Source organism: Sphingobacterium sp. NPDC055346 (assembly GCF_053645235.1).
In genome coordinates this window covers 329,412-347,572 of record NZ_JBSHMI010000002.1, presented here as the reverse complement: position 1 = coordinate 347,572, position 18,161 = coordinate 329,412, and the positions used below count along the sequence as shown (strand labels likewise).

The 18,161-nt window shown below is 39.2% G+C and carries 17 protein-coding genes; 4 read left to right on the top strand and 13 right to left on the bottom strand.

Features of this window, described 5'->3' with window-relative positions; translation table 11 throughout:
- Window positions 1-68 precede the first annotated feature (68 nt).
- The 8 genes from ACWICE_RS05790 to pyrE form a co-directional block, all read right to left on the bottom strand.
- Window positions 69-1,103, bottom strand: coding sequence for a cytochrome c peroxidase (locus ACWICE_RS05790; RefSeq protein ID WP_454297846.1), 1,035 nt, complete (start codon window positions 1,101-1,103; stop codon window positions 69-71).
- A 58-nt stretch (window positions 1,104-1,161) separates the two neighbouring features.
- Entirely contained in the window at window positions 1,162-2,028 is an 867-nt protein-coding gene (locus ACWICE_RS05785; RefSeq protein ID WP_185211880.1) for an MbnP family protein, read from the bottom strand.
- 66 nt (window positions 2,029-2,094) lie between these two features.
- A complete protein-coding gene (locus ACWICE_RS05780) occupies window positions 2,095-2,472 on the bottom strand; it encodes a hypothetical protein (RefSeq protein ID WP_185211879.1) in 378 nt (125 codons plus the stop codon).
- 1 nt (window position 2,473) lies between these two features.
- Complete coding sequence (locus tag ACWICE_RS05775) at window positions 2,474-4,465, bottom strand: TonB-dependent receptor (RefSeq protein WP_454297845.1); 1,992 nt, start codon at window positions 4,463-4,465, stop codon at window positions 2,474-2,476.
- Between the two features lie 5 nt (window positions 4,466-4,470).
- Window positions 4,471-5,394 (bottom strand): hypothetical protein, encoded by a 924-nt coding sequence (locus tag ACWICE_RS05770; protein WP_454297844.1) that lies wholly within the window; start codon window positions 5,392-5,394, stop codon window positions 4,471-4,473.
- 146 nt (window positions 5,395-5,540) lie between these two features.
- Window positions 5,541-5,843 carry a hypothetical protein gene (locus ACWICE_RS05765; protein ID WP_185217850.1) on the bottom strand — a complete coding sequence of 101 codons (303 nt, stop codon included), beginning with the start codon at window positions 5,841-5,843 and terminating at the stop codon, window positions 5,541-5,543.
- 270 nt (window positions 5,844-6,113) lie between these two features.
- A complete protein-coding gene (locus ACWICE_RS05760; RefSeq protein ID WP_454297843.1) occupies window positions 6,114-6,512 on the bottom strand; it encodes an SRPBCC family protein in 399 nt (132 codons plus the stop codon).
- 3 nt (window positions 6,513-6,515) lie between these two features.
- Window positions 6,516-7,163, bottom strand: coding sequence for an orotate phosphoribosyltransferase (gene pyrE, locus ACWICE_RS05755; RefSeq protein WP_454297842.1), 648 nt, complete (start codon window positions 7,161-7,163; stop codon window positions 6,516-6,518).
- A gap of 22 nt (window positions 7,164-7,185) precedes the next feature.
- Between pyrE and ACWICE_RS05750 the strand changes: the two genes are divergently transcribed.
- Window positions 7,186-7,773, top strand: a complete 588-nt coding sequence (locus tag ACWICE_RS05750) for an NUDIX hydrolase (RefSeq protein WP_237235561.1) — start codon at window positions 7,186-7,188, stop codon at window positions 7,771-7,773.
- Between the two features lie 49 nt (window positions 7,774-7,822).
- Here the strand turns inward: ACWICE_RS05750 and ACWICE_RS05745 are convergent, their stop codons facing one another.
- From ACWICE_RS05745 to ACWICE_RS05735, 3 genes are all read right to left on the bottom strand, one after another.
- A complete protein-coding gene (locus tag ACWICE_RS05745) occupies window positions 7,823-8,467 on the bottom strand; it encodes a gluconate 2-dehydrogenase subunit 3 family protein (protein WP_185211871.1) in 645 nt (214 codons plus the stop codon).
- A gap of 10 nt (window positions 8,468-8,477) precedes the next feature.
- Entirely contained in the window at window positions 8,478-10,211 is a 1,734-nt protein-coding gene (locus tag ACWICE_RS05740; protein WP_454297841.1) for a GMC family oxidoreductase, read from the bottom strand.
- 581 nt (window positions 10,212-10,792) lie between these two features.
- Window positions 10,793-12,418 (bottom strand): ABC-F family ATP-binding cassette domain-containing protein, encoded by a 1,626-nt coding sequence (locus tag ACWICE_RS05735; RefSeq protein ID WP_185211869.1) that lies wholly within the window; start codon window positions 12,416-12,418, stop codon window positions 10,793-10,795.
- A 226-nt stretch (window positions 12,419-12,644) separates the two neighbouring features.
- On the opposite strand from ACWICE_RS05735, the gene ACWICE_RS05730 reads away from it, so the two are divergent.
- The gene (locus tag ACWICE_RS05730; protein ID WP_185211868.1) at window positions 12,645-13,019 is read left to right on the top strand and encodes a PEGA domain-containing protein; all 375 of its coding nucleotides are present in this window, start codon (window positions 12,645-12,647) and stop codon (window positions 13,017-13,019) included.
- Between the two features lie 50 nt (window positions 13,020-13,069).
- On the opposite strand, the gene ACWICE_RS05725 is transcribed toward ACWICE_RS05730, so the two are convergent.
- Window positions 13,070-14,026: a hypothetical protein gene (locus ACWICE_RS05725; RefSeq protein WP_313258186.1), complete on the bottom strand. Its 957-nt coding sequence runs from the start codon at window positions 14,024-14,026 to the stop codon at window positions 13,070-13,072.
- Window positions 14,027-14,249: 223 nt separating this feature from the next.
- Here ACWICE_RS05725 and ACWICE_RS05720 point away from each other — a divergent pair, with 223 nt between their 5' ends.
- Window positions 14,250-15,701 carry an alanine/glycine:cation symporter family protein gene (locus ACWICE_RS05720; protein ID WP_454297840.1) on the top strand — a complete coding sequence of 484 codons (1,452 nt, stop codon included), beginning with the start codon at window positions 14,250-14,252 and terminating at the stop codon, window positions 15,699-15,701.
- A 356-nt stretch (window positions 15,702-16,057) separates the two neighbouring features.
- The gene (locus ACWICE_RS05715; protein ID WP_185211865.1) at window positions 16,058-17,383 is read left to right on the top strand and encodes a Na+/H+ antiporter NhaC family protein; all 1,326 of its coding nucleotides are present in this window, start codon (window positions 16,058-16,060) and stop codon (window positions 17,381-17,383) included.
- A gap of 16 nt (window positions 17,384-17,399) precedes the next feature.
- Here ACWICE_RS05715 and ACWICE_RS05710 read toward each other — a convergent pair whose 3' ends face one another.
- Window positions 17,400-18,116: an AAA family ATPase gene (locus tag ACWICE_RS05710; protein ID WP_313258192.1), complete on the bottom strand. Its 717-nt coding sequence runs from the start codon at window positions 18,114-18,116 to the stop codon at window positions 17,400-17,402.
- Window positions 18,117-18,161: the final 45 nt, after the last annotated feature.

The window sequence follows — 18,161 nt, the reverse complement described above, 5'->3', positions numbered from 1 at the left end:
AAATACAAAATCTATTGCTCACAATAGACCAATTAAACCAACAATAAGTGTTTTGAATGTAAAATCAATTATTTTTGAGCAACAAAAGAATGATCGCTCAATGTTTTCAGGAAAGCGATGATGTCTGCTTTCTCTTCTTCACTCATAGGTAACCTATTCCCATTTGCCTTAAAAATAGGATCTAAATTCTCTGCATACAAAACACCTTGATCCATATAATCTAATACGTCTTTTAACGTCTTAAATTGCCCAAAGCTCCCATAAGGCGCAGTAAATTCAATATTTCTCAACGAAGGTACCCGATAGCTCATCCAATCTTTAGGATCTCCCGTTACTCGTGCCCGTCCCGCCTCTTCTGTATCAGGGTTAATCGGGAAACCAATATTCCGAAAGCTCTGATCGGTAAACAGCCCTGTTCCATGGCAACTTTTACATTTCGCCTCAAACACTCTTAACCCTTTTTCCTCCGCCTCGGTAAATCGCTCCCTACCTTGATGAACAACCCTATCGTATTTACTATTTGCACTGATCAATGTATATTCAAATTGAACTAAACTTCTATAAATTCGGTCAGCAGTGATTTGTTCATCGCCAAATGCCTTCCTGAACATCTCTTTATAGGTAGGATCATCCCGAAGTTTAGCAATGACTTCCATGATCGAGGAATTCATCTCTTCATGGGTAATGATAGGCACCAAAGGCTGTTTCTCTAGTTGAAGGATATTACCATCCCAATTATAATGCCTCATAAAGGCCATGTTTTGGACAGCAGGCGTATTTCTTAGCCCAACTCGATTGTAAACCCCTATAGATTTAGGATTCTCATCCGCAAATGCCTTTTCAGTCTGATGGCAAGAAGCACAGGAAATCGTATTATTTCCGCTGAACCTTTTTTCATTGAAGAGCATCTTCCCAAGTTCCACTCCATATTTTGTAGGCTTATTCCCCTGAACCGAAGAATTCATCGCAGGAAAATCCAAAGGGATCTCCAAGGGTATTTCAGGATTGTCAAATGGAATTTCTTCAATTTCTTCCCTGTCTTGACAGGAACTCACAAATCCAAGCACAAGGAATAGGACGACTAACCATTTTATCTTTCTCATATGGAAAAAATAAAAGAAAGAGCCTTCCTTACTCTCGAATAAGAAAGGCTCTAATGTATTAATTTTCTACCTTGCTAATGGAGAACATACCTGAAAGGTCGCTACTTCCATTTCCACCTAAATTGTCAACGAATTTCACCATCTGCACAGCAGTATGGATATTCGGCGTAGCATTGTCACCCATTCCAGTACCCGTTGACAAGGTAATGGTATTGGTCTTTCCACTTAATAACTTATCAAAATCAGCATTGATGGTGATTTTTGGAGAAGTACGTCCTACAGTAGCTACTGAAGTCAGATTCAAAGAAATTTCTCTATAGGCATCTACTCCTTGGGTATAAGCTCCTTCTTTACCTTCAACTGTACTACCGGTATGGATAGACATCTTTTTATGGTCTGCTCCATAGAAACCTTCAAGTTTAGTAAAACGGTAGCCTGAACCCCACTCCCACATCATTTCGGTATCATTGGCACCTGCCGCTTTATAAAAGTTAGGGAACTTGGTTTCATCCAAGGTATTCAATTCCTGCTTTACACCCAGACCAAATTTGATTTGTTTGTACTCTCCTGAAGGGATATTGCTCAACACAAAATCTAAAGTCGTCGCTTTAGCTTGATTGATTACAGCAGCCCCTTTATCTAGATCATTAATGTTATATGGGATTTCCGTACCTTCTGCTTTGATCAAACGAATGTTACTGATTACATACTTGATTTCAGAGAACTGATGTACCTGTCCGGCAGCTGAAGTGTTTTGGCTTGCGGTACTGCTATTTGCATCACCAAGTACGATACTTTTCCCCTTAAAGGTATTATCAAAGTGTAAAGTAATATTATTGGCTACTGGATCAACATTATCCTTAGAACAGGACACGAACAAAGAAACAGCAAGCAAAGCAGCAATATATTTAATTGAATTTTTCATTAGATTAATTTCTTATTTATTTTTTAATTATTTTATTTTTACAACATTAACTTATCTTATATAAACTTAAACTATATACCAGATAGGCGGTGGTATAAAAATCTCCCTTAAGGGTTCCTTATAATAGACTTCTTGATAACCAGTGATTACTTCACTGCATTCCGAATCATAATCACTTAAAATAAATTCAAAATCTGTGGCAACGAGCATATCTACCCTAGGATAATTCTTGGGGGGTGCTGTTTCTGAATTTTCCTGATCTTCCAATTGTTTTTTCAAATGACAAAGTCCATGGCATTGCATCTCGGGCTTATTTTTGTTCTCGCAATAAGCCATTTCAATCTTTTCTTGGTTGAGCTTAAAGTGCATAACGATTATAGCCTGCTGAAAACCGACCAGCACAGACAATAACATCAATAAACCACTTATTACTCGAACCAACATCTTAGAAGCTTAATTTTATGGACGTAAAAATATTCCTTCCCATTCTTGGGATATTTCCCCAGTCTGCATAAGTGCTGTAATATTCATTGAATAGGTTTTCAGCTCCGACCTGAACCATGGCTGTATACTTCCCAAAGGTCAGGTTATAGTCTGCCGACACATTCCATACCTGATAGGCCGATGTGAGGTCTTCACCATACTCAGGGCTATAATTTCGCTGTTCCATGTCGCCATTTAGGGAGGTCTGAATTCCAAACTGCTTATACATGTAATGTATGGAAGTCTGATAGCTCAATGGCCTGATAAAAGGTAGGTTTCCGCCTCTTTCATCTGTTGCACGGGCATAGGTTACATTCCCTTTCCAATGCAGGTGTGGCAGGATATCATAATTAGCATTTAAACTTAAATTGAAAATCCTGGCATGATCTAAAGAGGTATATCCTTTTACTCCTACCGATTGGTAGTTCATTGGGCTCCCTAAGCTTAAGATCCTTCCTACGATATAGTTTTGAATGTAGAAATAGTTAACCTTTGCATCGATCCCCATTCTTTCTGTCTTGTAACCGGCACTCGCATTTCCTTCAAAGGATATTTCATTTTTCAGATCTGGATTACCGATATAATCGTAGCGATCAAAACTATTGTAGATATAATAACCATAACCTTCTGATACCGACGGCGCTCGCTGTCCATAACCTGTTCCCACAGAAAAATTAAACCTCTCAACGCTTAAGTCATAACTGGCATGTAAGCCTGGAAGGATCCTACTCTTTTCCTGAGGAGTACCTGGGTGAAAAATCCAGTTAAATTCCACATACTTGGAATGGTTATAGTTATAGCCCAATGATCCACCAAAATTCAATCTGCTATTTTCCGTAAAATCATAGGAATTGTTCATCGATACACTGGCAAATCTGCTAGTTACCCAAGGCCAACTGTAGGCAAACATGGTTTTCTTGCTACGATCCTGTGGATACATGGTCATTTCTGCAATCGATAGGTTCTGATAGGCATTCAATTGGATATCTGAACTGTACCGACCTTCTTTCATGTTCACACTAGACACCAGACCAAATGTATTGCTCCAGCCAGGCATATCCATATGAACAAGATTTTCCGGTCTTTTGGTATCGTCCATATAATGTTCGATGGCATTAAAATAGACTTTGGTATCCCAAACTTTAAATAGGCCCTCCTCAAACAATTGTTTATAGGCAACTGAAGTAATGATTGCCCTGGAAAGCCATAGGTCCATTGGTAAGGCAGGATAGCCTACATCATTGGCTTGGTCAAAGATTGCATCTACTCGGATGGATGAAAGATCACTGGTCTTATAGGCAAGTCCAAGTGAACTATTGAACTTCCGGTATTGCGAATGCTTGACCTCCTCATTATTCCCATCAAGATAATTGCCTGCTTTACGATAGGCAACACTTGCGTCCGCTACAAACTTATCGCTACTATAGGAAAGGTTGCCTAAGTTAAAGAATTGGTTATTGTTGAACTCAAAGCCACTTTGGTAAGAGCCTTTATAATATGAAACGCTATCAAATGCCGTACTTTTTCGCTTCAGATCAATGCTTCCAGAAACTGTGGCTCCATGCATGCTTCCTTCTTGACCAGATTTGATATCAATGGTTGACAGATTATTGCTCTCCACATAGGAAGTAATGGGATCCATTTTATCTGTACAGGCGCCAAAAATATGCATCCCGTCAATGGTAATGGTCGAACGTTCCGAGCTCATATTGTTCAGCATGGGCTCCCAAGCATAAGCTCCCCTCTTGATAAAACTGATCTTATCTGATGAGGCTAGGAATTCATCCACCGAAACAGCCATTTTCATTTCCGTCTCAATCTTCCGTTTCCGAACCCCCTTTACTTTAACCTCTTCAATCTTTTGAACCGTATCTTGTTTATTCCTTAATGTATCCTGTGCTTGAGATTGTAGGGAAATAAGGATAAGCACAAGGATGGAAATGATTTTACGCATAGCTTTTAGAATAATATATCAATGAACAGTTCACTTTTTTTACCTTCCACACCCGGTGTAAAATCCTTTGGAACCTCAGTTCCCTTAAGTATTTTTCCGTTTTGGTTCATGAAAATGAAATTCAAGGTCCAATTTCCGGTCATGGTATAGTTTACTACGCCATGATAAAAACCGTCTTCCCCTTGAACTAAGTCCTTATTATTTGGCGAGGAATGGTTTCCCATGGAAGGTTCAGGCATCCTAGGATCCAATTTCAAGGTAAAACCTTTGACTTCAGAATAATTGAACTGACTTGGATCAGGAAACTCTGTCTTTGAGGGAGTCAAAGGTTTATTGTACTTGTACACTGCTGCCAACAAGTTGTTTTCAGCTACTTTTGGAGACCGAGGCCCCAAGAGTGCAATAAAATATTGTTCATTGTCATTTCCGAAAAAGGAAACCATGTTCAGGTTTTTATTGGTCTGTTCTTTTACTGTAATCGGTTCCTTGATCAGCAATTCTTGCATTCCAACGTTCATCCTGATATACAGGTCCCATTTATTTTCATTACTGCTGAGCTCTGTAAATACAGCGAAGGCAGCATAGAACTTCTCCGCTGAATTATATGTCAATTGATAGCGATGAGGACATGACACTTGTTTACCCTCTATCCCTGTCATAATCGGTAAAAAGCCAAGCGATGCAGCATTGACATCTGCATTGCTTTGTATATTGAAAACTCTGATCTTAAGCTCATTATACCCTTTGGTCAAAGTACCATTCAAAGCCTCTACACTTACTTTATAGCCATTTTTTTCAAAGGAATAGGCTTCCTTAAATTCCAGTTTTTCAGGTTCTTCTGTGCCAATTTCAGCTTCATAATCTGTTTTTTCTTTTGTACAGGATATGAATAATAGGCACAGCGAAATAATCATTATTATTTTCTGCATTATTAAATAGGTATTGCTGTTTTAAAAATGAAATGAAGGGCAGTAAGAGGGAATTCAGAAAAATTGCACAAAGACTAACAAATGCATCATGCGCATGAGCATCAATTTTAATAAAATTCCATAAAGGGCTGTCCTACTGCTAAGGATTAAGCAATTGGGGGACGGAAAAGCGGATTGCTGAATTCAAATCTATATTCAGAGATGTAAATTGGAAGAGGCTTTTCAACAGGCTCTTCAACCGTAATAGGTTTGATCAACGTACTGAATTCTTTATGAACATAATGCGAACTATATTCATAGACCACGAAATTCTTTTTGGATTCTTTTTTCTCTTTGTCTCTGATCTTTTGCATCAACACACACTGACCATTACAATGTAAATCTGGGCGACTCTTGTTGATACAGTTGGCAATGTAGTCCGGAAGATGAATCTCATACTCCATAGTCATGATACTGCGATAAAAAGATTGCAGTGTCAAACTCACTAATAGGATATATGTAAAGAAGAGTTTCAAATCTGGACTATTGTCTTTAGCAAATATGCCCCAAATATAAGGAAAGATTCTATCATAATAATAAAATTGAGGTATTATTTTATAGTATTTGAACCTAATCTTGGTCTATCCTCCCATCCCATTCATCCTGGTTCAAAACCTTCCCTATCACAAAAAAAGAGCAATTCTCATTGCTCTTCCCTATTTCATATCTTCAGGATATAACTATCCCAATACTGATTTCAATTTATCAATTTGAAAATCAACTAACTTCTGTAATGGACCAGAAGCCATCATTTTCATCATCATATTCAAACCTGCTTCGATCACGAATGTAGCACTGGTACTGTTATCGGAAGAAGGTTCCAATTTCCAACGTAATGTCAAAGGAAATGGTGCTTCTTCAATCGGCACACTTACCAATTCTTTGTTCTCTAATCTTTCACTGATACGTAGGGACAATTTAGCCATATTCTTGATGGTAAATCTTGCCTCATCGGCTGTTGAGCTCCAGTTAACGATGTTTTCTGGCATTAACTGCTCGTGATTGTTCATATCCGAAAGAAAATTATAAACCTCAGAAACGGGTTTATTGATTTCTACAGTGTTTTGAATAATAGTCATAGTTTATAATTCTGGGTTCCAGTTTGCTGGATCAATTTTCCATTTCTCCAAAAGTTCAATATCCGATTCCAAGATATAGCTATTAGAAGCGGCAACATGAATTAGGGCATCGTAGTTACACAAACTGTGGAAAGTGCATTTTGCTTCTTCAAAGTTTTTGCGTGCAACTTCTAGTCCGTAAGTAAAGATTGAAACCAATCCCACAACGTTACAACCTGCATCACGCAATGCTTTTACGGCTTGCAAACTGCTATTTCCGGTAGATACCAAATCCTCAATGACAACAACACGCTGACCACTGATAACTTCACCCTCAATCAGGTTCTGACGACCATGATCCTTTGCACTGCTGCGTACATATGAAAAAGGTAAGCCTAAATCTTGCGCAACTAATACTCCTTGAGGGATCCCTGCAGTCGCTACTCCCGATATCATATCAACTGAACCAAACTCCTCTTGAATCAATTGTGACAACTTTTGACGGATGTATGTACGGATAGCTGGATGCGATAACGCAACGCGATTATCACAATAAATTGGTGACTTCCATCCAGACGCCCAAGTAAAAGGGTTTTTAGGTTGTAATTTTATTGCTTTAATTTGCAATAAGGATTCAGCAACTTTTTGTTCAACCTCATTTAAATAATTCATGGCACAAATTTATAAAATTTATATGAACCAATCTCTGTTAATTTTGGCAGATTTTACCCCTCATATTAAAGAAAACGTTCAAACAATTGGTTTACAAGACATTGATCTGGAAAAACTTTTCAACGACTCCGCTCACAGCACAGATAAATCTGTGTACCTATACATACACCCTAATATCAGAAAAGTTTTTAAAAAGATATTATCTACAACCCGTATCGTTAAAGCTGCTGGTGGATTAGTGACAAATGGTAATGGTGAATACCTATTCATACATCGCCTTGGAAAGTGGGACTTGCCTAAAGGTAAGGTCGAAGAAGGTGAAAAAATGAAAGATGCCGCCCTCAGGGAAGTCGAAGAAGAGTGCGGAATTGAAGTCGATTACCTAGGTAAAAAGGTGGCAACAACCTACCATACCTATTATATGCGCAATAAATTCGTACTGAAACAGACTAAATGGTACCAAATGGGTGTTAACAAAATCCCTAAACTGACACCTCAACTCGAAGAAGATATCGATCAGGCGGAATGGTTAAAATCCTCGGAACTGAAAAAGGTTAAGGAAAACACCTACCCTCTGATCTTGGAAATCGTGGAAACAATCAAAAAATAAACAGAAAGGGAGCTTAAATTCAGCTCCCTTTCCAATTTTTTTGATATTCCTATCCAAAAAACTTTTCTGGATCGAAACCGTATTGTTTCAAGACATCTGCAGGTACGCCATTCCAAACTCCTGGTTTGTTACCTACGTATCCTATGTCCTTCACGCCCATTTCACTGGTAAAGAATCCCGTTGAAGTCAGGTCACGCATCAAGGAAAAGAAGGCTACTCCTTGGGCCATTTCTGGTTTAGCTTTTTGCGGGTAGGCAATTTCATCAACCATCGCAATCTGCTGTTCCTTCTTACATTTTACAAATGCATTTCCATACGTTTTTTGACATTGTACATCAAGCCATTTCAAGCCTCCACGTAAAGGAGTTTGATAGCTCGGGATATCCTTGGACATAAACTCGATAAAGGCCGGTACACCAGCCTCTGAGGCACTACCTGAAACATCATCTTTTGGAATAATGATATCCGCCAATACCGTGATGGTCGCCATTTCATGATCCGTAAAGAACTTCTCAGCCATTAAGGCTTCTGTACGTTTATATTCAAATTCCTGAACCCCAGGTAATTTTTCCGAACTGCCAGTGGCAGCTTTTCCTGCTTGCCCCGAGCTTTTGTCATCTTTACAGGATGCGGCCAATACACCAGATCCTGCTGCAAGTAGCCCTAAGGCTTTAAGTGAATCTCTTCTATTCATCGCTTTTGGGTTATGCTAATTTTTTGTTTTCTTCTAAAATATATTCTGCTGTACGCATCGACAAGGCCAAGATGGTCCAAGTCAAGTTTTTATCGCCCTGTTGAACAAATGGTCCAGCATCCACCACATATACATTCTTACAGTCATGCGCCTGCCCCCATTTATTCAAAACTGAAGACTTAGGGTCATTCCCCATTCTGGTTGTTCCGCCTTCATGGATGATCTTTCCTGGAGCCTCTAGACCATATAAGGTATCAGCACCTGGAATATTGGAGGTAATGATTGCTCCCATCTCATGCATGATCGATTGGAAAGTATCTTGCATATGCTTCGCCTGTGCAATTTCCTCATTGGCCCATTTATAATGGAACCGCAAAACTGGAATACCAAACTTATCGACCTTGCTTGGATCAATTTCACAATAGTTGTCTTTCCTCGCCAAAGCTGTACCCCGACCTGCCATTCCCACGTTTGCCCCGTAGAAACGACGGTAATCGTTTTTCAACCCTGCGCCATAACCTCCCATATCTTTTTTAGCACCATCTGCTCCTGGAACCATTCCGTTTACATTAGGTACCCAGTTCATAAATCCGTAGGATGGCATATGTAAACCGCCACCATACTCAATATGATAACCTCTAGGGAAATTCAATTTCTTATTGTCTTCCCACCAAGGAGAATAGATATGCACACTTCCGGTACCATCTTCGTTATAGCGTTTTCTATCCAAAAGTTCAGGGATAAATCCGCCTAAACTTGCCCCCGTAGAGTCATGTAAATATTTCCCAACAAGTCCACTGCTGTTTCCAATTCCACCTGGATGCGCCTTAGATTTTGAATTCAACAAGAGTCTGGCACTTTCACAGGCACTTGCACCAAGGATCACTTTCTTACCTTTTACGGAATACTCCTGAAGGTCTGTAGTGTTCACGTATGACACTCCTATTGCCAATCCTTCGTCATTGGTCAACACCTCACGAACCATGGCATTGTCAATCACTTTCAAATTACCGGTCTTCATTGCGGGAATAACCAAACATGAAGAAGAGGAGAAATCCCCGTATACCTTACATGATCGACCACATTGCCCACAATAGAAACAGGTTCCCCTACCCTTAATTTCTGGTGACGCCTCTGTTAAAACCGCACCACGACCAGGAATAACAGGAACACCGGCTTTTTTAGCACCTTTATGAATGAACAATTCATTCAATCTTGGCTTAGGTGGTTTCATAAAGATCCCATCCGGTTCATTATGTATACCTTCTACCGTACCATAAATACCGATCATACGGTCTACACGGTCGTAATAAGGTTTAACCTCATCATAAGTAATAGGCCAGGCATCGGTAAGGCCATCTGTAGGTTGGAAGTCATCCGGTCCCATACGTAAGGAAATCCTTCCCCAGTGATTAGTTCTTCCACCTAACATCCTTGCACGGAACCATTCAAATTCTGTTCCTGCCACTTTGCTATAAGGCTCTCCTTCTAATTGCCAACCGCCATAAGCCGCATCAAAATCACCAAAAGGCCTTGTGACACCTGCCCCACGTCGTGGAGACTCCCATGGCCAGCGCATTTGCAATGCATCCTTTGCAGGATCAAAAAATGGCCCCGCTTCAAGCATCAGGACTTTTAGCCCTGCATTTGCCAAAATATATCCAGCCATACCGCCGCCAGCTCCTGACCCCACTACAATGGCATCAAAAACCTCAGGGTTTTCATTAATTTGAAAAACACTCATAAACTTTTGTGATCTTGATTTAAATTCGGTTTAAATGATAGCATATTCTTGCTTATACTATTTAGCAACACTAAATATAGCAATTCTATCGCCTATTCCAAGTATCAATGGATAAAATTTTTGATACGTATTGATCAATTATTTTTCCTAGATGAATATTTTTACCCATAAAAATCCAAGCGGGATTGGCGAATCCATGCCCACAAATACAAGAATTCTAAAGGGCAATTTATCCCGACCTTATTCAGGATTCATTCGAGACATATTCGGGAACCGTTCAAATATTTCTACAGTATAAATGCAGATTCACCTTAAACATTTAGCGAATTTTCGGAATGTGTCTCGAATAAGGTCTAAATAAATCTTCAGTATAACATGGGGGGCAAGAATTTTGGCTACAAAAAAGATGTTGATGAAATGGGAACAAAAACGCCTAGGAAAACTTTGAATTTTTCACCAAGGCTAATGAATGCTCCCCTTTATTGAAGCAAGATACAAAGTTTTAGGGAATCGTTTTTAAGACAGGCCTGCTCAACAAATAAAAAGGGACTGAATTTCTTCAGTCCCTAAAAAAAAAATATTTATCGGTACATTTCTTCTCTTTGAGCTTTTACAGCTTCAGAATTAATGTATTCATCGTAAGTCATCAACTTATCAATAATGCCATTTGGCGTAAGTTCAATGATACGGTTAGCAACAGTTTGTGTCAACTCGTGATCTCGTGATGTAAACAGAACCGATCCTTTGAAATCATTGATACCGTTGTTCAATGCAGTAATCGATTCCAGGTCCAAGTGGTTGGTTGGTTCATCGAAAATCAAGAAGTTTGCCCCTTGAAGCATCATTCTAGAGAACATACAGCGCATTTTTTCACCTCCAGAAAGCACAGAACACTTCTTAAGTACTTCTTCTCCTGAGAAAAGCATCTTACCCAAGAAACCACGGATAAACTGCTCATCTGCATCAGGTTTAGTGGTATAATCTCTCAACCAGTCTACCAAGTTATCTGTTTTCCCTTCGAAGAATTCAGCATTATCGATTGGCATATCTGCAGGAGTAATGGTTACACCCCATTTAAATTCACCAACATAATCCTTATCACGTCCAGAAAGAACATCATAGAATGCAGAAGTGATCAAGTTATTCTCTGCTAATACAGCGATCTTATCACCTTTATTGACCATAAAGCTGATATTCTTGAAATATACTTCGCCATTTACGGTCTTGCCTAAGTTTTCAACCGTCAGGATTTGATCCCCTGGATCTCTGTCCATCATATTGAACATAATCGCAGGATACTTTCTGTTTGATGGTTTGATATCCTCAATATTGATCTTGTCCAAAGCTTTCTTACGGGAAGTCGCCTGTTTGGATTTAGAAGCATTGGCCGAGAAGCGACGGATAAATTCCTGTAATTCCTTCACCTTATCTTCCATTTTCTTGTTTTGGTCAGCACGTTGTTTCAATGCCAATTGCGACGACTCATACCAGAACGTATAGTTACCGGAGTAGATAGTCATCTTACCAAAGTCGATATCGACGATATGGGTACAGACAGCATCTAAGAAGTGACGGTCGTGGGAAACAACCAATACGATCGCTTCATAGCTAGCAAGGAAGTCCTCTAACCAAGCGATGGTATTAATATCCAAGTCGTTGGTAGGCTCATCCAGGATTAAGATATCTGGATTACCAAATAAAGCCTGTGCCAAAAGGACACGAACTTTTTCATTACCATCCAACTCCTTAACTAATTTATAGTGAAGTTCTTCTTTAATTCCAAGGTTGCTCAGAAGGGTCGCTGCATTACTTTCAGCATTCCAACCATCCATCTCAGCAAAAAGGCTTTCCAATTCACCAGCTCTTTCACCATCAGCATCGGAGAAATCTTCTTTCATGTAGATTTCATCCTTTTCTTTCATCACCTTATATAGCTCTTGGTTACCCATCATTACCGTTTCGATAACAGAGAACTCATCAAATGCGTAGTGGTTCTGATTTAATACAGACATCCTCTCCCCCGGAGTGAAGGCTACTGATCCAGAAGTAGGATCTACTTCTCCAGAGATGATTTTTAAAAAAGTCGATTTTCCGGCACCATTCGCTCCAATAATACCGTAACAGTTTCCAGGAGTGAACTTTAAGTTGACATCTTCGAATAGGACACGTTTGCCATAACGAAGAGATAAATTCGAAACGTTAATCATGTCGCAAAGATACAGTTATTTATTGAGTTTGGGAAGGTAGTAAGCTGTCCTTTTTATCCCTTGATTCTGCACAATTTTCTAGAAATAATCTTAGTTTCATTTTGTTTCATGAACATTACAAAACAGTAGGTTAATTTTCTTAAAAATATTTAATAAACACCCTTTAAACCTTTCAAACCAGATGTAGTCAATACGATATACTTTAACAATTATTAATTATTTTAACATGAAAGCAGTATTTTTAATTGCCTTAGCATCTATTGTTTTATTCACAAGCTCATGCGGAACTATTTTTACGGGGACCAAGCAAGATGTCTTGATCAAATCTTATCCCAGTGGTGCTAAAATCCAAGTGGACGGGGTAGATCGAGGTGTCACTCCTGCCACTGTTTCCTTGAAGAAAGGATTTAATGGTCCAGTCATTACGTTAACCAAGGACGGCTATGAAAAGTACCAGTTCAATCCTGAAACTACTTTTAATACAGTTTCCATTTTGAACCTACTGGGCATGGTAGGTTGGGCCATCGATGCTGCAACTGGGGCAATGATGAAATATGACCCTAAATTCTATGAACTAGAATTGAAACCAGCAAATCAATAATTTTTAGATTTATCGAAAAAATGCCATGTTTTATTAAGCATGGCATTTTTTTATAGTCTTTCCAATTCAGCAGAGAGGGCTTTTAAATCCTGTTTCATCAAATTGATATTCGACTCCAACTGATCATACATATCTGCTCTGTTTTCCAACTGTTCGCTTGTATACTCTCCCCCTTCTCCAAAATAGAGTTCCAACATTTCTTTTTCAGATGATTTGGTAATTTGCCCGAAACTACTCCATTTCTGAACAATCTGTTCTCTTAGTGAAGTCTTGATCCCATTTTCAGGACTGGCGTAATTTAAATAATACCAAACTGCAGCGGGAAAGTTTTTCGAGGTTGCTGCTCCAAACCACACATCCCTCAAGGCATTTCTTTTATGGAAAAAATCTGTCTTTTCATCATTCAACAACATCATCACCCCAAAGGTGGCCTCAGCAACACCCGTTGAGATACCAACGACATGGCTAGCCCCCTCATCCTTGACCACACCTTCGGTCAAGATCGCACCCAAGGCACCGACTACGATGGCGGCAACAGTCAGTTTGGACTCTTTTCCTTGGATCTTTCCTTCGAGGTAATTGGCCACTTGGCTGGTCCGCTCCTCCTCACAGTCCATTTCAGAAGAAATGGCTGAAATTTCAAGTGAAGAGCTGTTGATCTTTTGATCGATAGCCTGTTTCAGTTCCAATAGTTCCAGTCTATAGCTGAGATCCTCAGGTTTAGGATTTTGTTTTAGCTCAGCATATTTAGAAACGGTCTTTAGAATACCTATGGCATTAGCCATATTTAGGCTACTGAAAGTCAATTTATTCGCCAACAATGGGGATACGTTCTGTTCATGGAGAGGAATAGGAAGGCTATCTACCTCATATTCATACACATTTTGCTGATTGCAATTGCTATGGTGCAGTAGATCTCTAATTTCAATGTTTTTGACTGAAGCGCAGGAATTCAGGAAAATAATTCCGGAAAACAGAATGAATATGGAATTTAACCTTAACATCATATTTTGGAGCAAATAATAGTCGTGTAATAATTAGACAATATTCTAGCTTGAAATCCATAATTCCAAGGGAATTTGAAAATTTTCGTCAAATGACAAGCTATTAACCTCAGGTACTGCGGAAGAATTCTTCCGAAAATCTTCAAATAATTAATTTGTGAGATTTTCTAAAAAAACCTTTACTTTACACAATAATTAATGGCTAATAACTATTTAAACCAAATTAATGGATAATATTATCTCCTCGATCTCCAATCTAGTATGGAGTGAAGTTTTAATTTATTTGTGCTTATGCACAGGGCTTTACTTCTCCATTCGTACAGGATTCCTTCAAGTTACTTATTTAAAAGACATGCTAAGGTTGCTCTTCGCCAAGAAGAAATCAGATGAAGGCATCTCATCCTTTCAGGCCTTTGCCTTGGCAATTTCTGGTCGTGTCGGAACTGGAAATATCATTGGCGTAGCAACTGCAATATTCTATGGTGGCCCTGGTGCAGTATTCTGGATGTGGGTCATTGCCTTTTTAGGTTCAGCCTCAGCTTTCGTAGAAGCGACTTTAGGTCAATTGTACAAACAGAAAGAAGGCAATGAATTTAGAGGCGGTCCTGCTTTCTATATCGAAAAAGGACTAGGGGTTAAATGGTACGCAGCAATATTTGCTATTCTAACCATTGTAAGTGCTGGTTTACTGCTTCCCGGTGTGCAAAGTAATGCAATCGCTTCCTCAGCTTTCAACGCTTATCAAATCCCTCCTGCCTACACAGGAATTGCTATTGTAGGATTATTGGTCCTCATTATTTTCGGAGGAGTAAAACGTCTGGGTTCTGTAGCGGAGTTTGTTGTTCCATTTATGGCAGGTGGATATATCTTAATGACCTTAATTATCATTGGAATTAACTTCCAACAAATACCTGAAGTATTTGGACTTATCTTTAAAAGTGCTTTTAGTTTAGATGCGACTTTTGGAGGTATAATCGGTATGGCTATCGCTTGGGGGGTTAAGCGCGGAATCTACTCCAACGAAGCTGGACAAGGTACTGCTCCTCACGCAGCAGCAGCGGCCGATGTATCCCATCCTGCTCAACAAGGTTTGGTTCAGGCATTTTCTGTATATGTGGACACCTTATTTGTCTGTACTGCAACTGCTTTGATGATCTTATTTACAGGAATGTACAATGTAACAAATGTGGATGCTGCAGGGCAACCGACCACACTACTCGTGGAAAACTTACCCAATGTAGATTATAATGGATTTACCCAAGCCGCCGTATCCCATCATTTCCCTGGATTTGGAAATGGATTCGTCGCTATTGCGCTCTTCTTCTTTGCGTTTACAACGATTATGGCCTATTTCTATTATGCAGATACCAACGTAGCTTATCTCGTAAAAAGTGAGAAAACAAGAAAAATCCTCGGTTGGATATTTAAGATTGTTTTTTTAAGTACCGTTTATTTTGGAACAGTTAGAACAGCTGATACAGCATGGGCAATCGGTGATATCGGCGTAGGTTTAATGGCCTGGACCAACATTATTGCCATTTTATTATTGAGCAAACCCGCCATGAAGGTTTGGAAAGACTATAAAATCAAAAGAAAACAAGGAATTGAAGATCCTTCTTTTGATCCTAAGGCTATCGGAATAAAAAATGCGGATTTCTGGGAAAACAAAGAGGATTAAAATACCAGTGATATGAACAAAAAAGCGAGATTTGATGGCGTTATCAAATCTCGCTTTTTTGTTAATGAATCCCGAAGCAGGTAGTAGCAAACACTAAAACGAATGCCACTAATAACAACAGAATTAAAGTTGTCAATGGGGTTCTTTTCATTTCAATTGTTTTATGTTTATTCTGGTGATTGTAACTAAAGTTACACATTATTTCCTATTAGCAAAGCATCAAGGCTTTGAAAATCAGTTTATATGGCTAAAAATATGTCCAAATATAGCTTCATAAGGGAATCTCTATCCATGAAAGGTTTGATTGTCTGAATAATATGCTAATTTTGGGAAATTTTTTCATTTAATCTAAGCTTATGACTAAAGGCAATATTTGGGCCTTGTTACCACTCATCTTGTTTGTCGTGATTTACTTCGCAGGATCATTTATATTAGGTGATTTCTATGCCTTACCTGTTTTAGTAGTCTTTGTACTTTGTCTTTTCGTCGCCTTTTTTCAATTTCCTAAAAGAGCTTTTAATGAAAAATTAGCACATTTTGCGCAAGGAGCCGGAAATGAGAACATCTTGATCATGATCTTGATTTTCCTACTTGCTGGGGCATTCGGCGAAGTATCCAAAAATATAGGTGCCATCTCCTCCACCATCAACTTTGCCTTAACCTATATCCCTGCACAATATGTCATATCAGGTCTCTTTTTAGTTTCCTGTTTTATATCCACCTCATTAGGTACATCTGTTGGGACTATTGTAGCCCTTGCACCTATTGCAGTTGGTTTGGATGAAAATATCAGTGGGATCATGCCTATTGCCTTGGCAGCGGTAATCGGAGGCTCCATGTTTGGAGATAACCTTTCCTTTATCTCCGATACCACCATTGCAGCCACCAGAACGCAGGGCGTCGGGATGAAAGAAAAATTTAAAGTGAATTTTAAAATGGTGCTGCCGGTTGCTATTATCGTAATGATCATCTATGCATTCCAAGGCAACCAAATGCTACATGATAGCTCAAATATGAATGTAGGGGATTTTGAACTGATCAAAATCCTTCCATATGTCTTGGTCTTTATCCTCGCTTTATCTGGGCTAAACGTGATATGGACCTTAGGAATCGGTATTTTAAGTGCTGCAATCATTGGCTTAAGCACTGGTTCCATTGATTTCCTGACGGTTTTAAAATCCATTAATGATGGTTTTGCGGGCATGTTTGAATTAAGTATCCTTTGTTTGATCATCGGTGGTGTAGTTGGTATCATCAGGTTAAATGGTGGAATAGATTATCTATTGAATACGGTAACCAAACGCATTAATTCCAAGAAAAGGGCGGAGCTAAGCATCGCTTTTTTGGTTAGTTTGGTCAACCTAGCTATTGCTAATAACACGATCACCATTGTAATCGTAGGACCAATTGCAAAGGATATCTCAGATGAAAATGGTCTGGAAGGAAGTCGAGTTGCCAGTATATTGGATACGATTTCCTGTTTTATCCAAGGTTTAGTTCCTTATGGAGCGCAGATCCTTGCGGCAATGGCTGCGGCAAATGTGGTTCTTTCTGAAGAAGGAAGAGCATTACTTTCCCCGATTGATGTGATGCAATATTTGTATTATCCATTCTTGATGGGTATTGTGGCTTTCATGTTCATTATCTTCAGGAAGGAAAAACCACAGGTTCAGACGGCATAATCCTTAGACCATACTATTACAACATCCTGCCTTTCATGTCCAATTTCTTGATCAGATTGGATTTTACGATGGCATATAAGCTATCTTTTGCTTCTGCAAAAGATATTCCATAGCGCCTGGATTTAGGATGTAGCTCATCAGGAAATCTCGCCAATAAGGCATCATAATATTCATCAAGTGCTGTTTGATCCGGCATTTCATATTGAATCCTGATCTGGAACCTTCTGATCAAGGCCGTATCGATAATGTTTACATGGTTGGTTGCACAGATCAGCAATACATCTGCTGGTAAATAGTCAATCTGCTGGATAATGGAATTGACCAAGCGACGCATTTCCCCAACATCATTATCATCGTCACCCCTCGCCTTACCCAATTGGTCAAATTCATCCAAAAACAATACGGCTTTATCTCGTGCTGCACGATCAAATACCTGCTTTACATTTTGGGAGGTTTCTCCTATCCTGGAGTTGATCACATTACTCAGGTTCAGGATAATCAGTGGTTTTCCAAGGCTGTTTGCTATGGCCTTGGCGGTGGTAGTTTTACCGCAACCTGAATGACCAAACAAGAGGACTTTATTACTGACTGGTAGACCGTACTCATTTAACTCTTCAAAATAGCGATGCTCTTTAATAAGTTGATCGATCTTTGAACGGTTTTCTCCACTCAAGAAAACATCATCAAGTAATACAAGGTCTTTATCCTTAATAATAAGGTCCTGAATATTCATAATTTCCTACTACTGTTTAGACGGTAAAGATAAGGCTTAAATGGA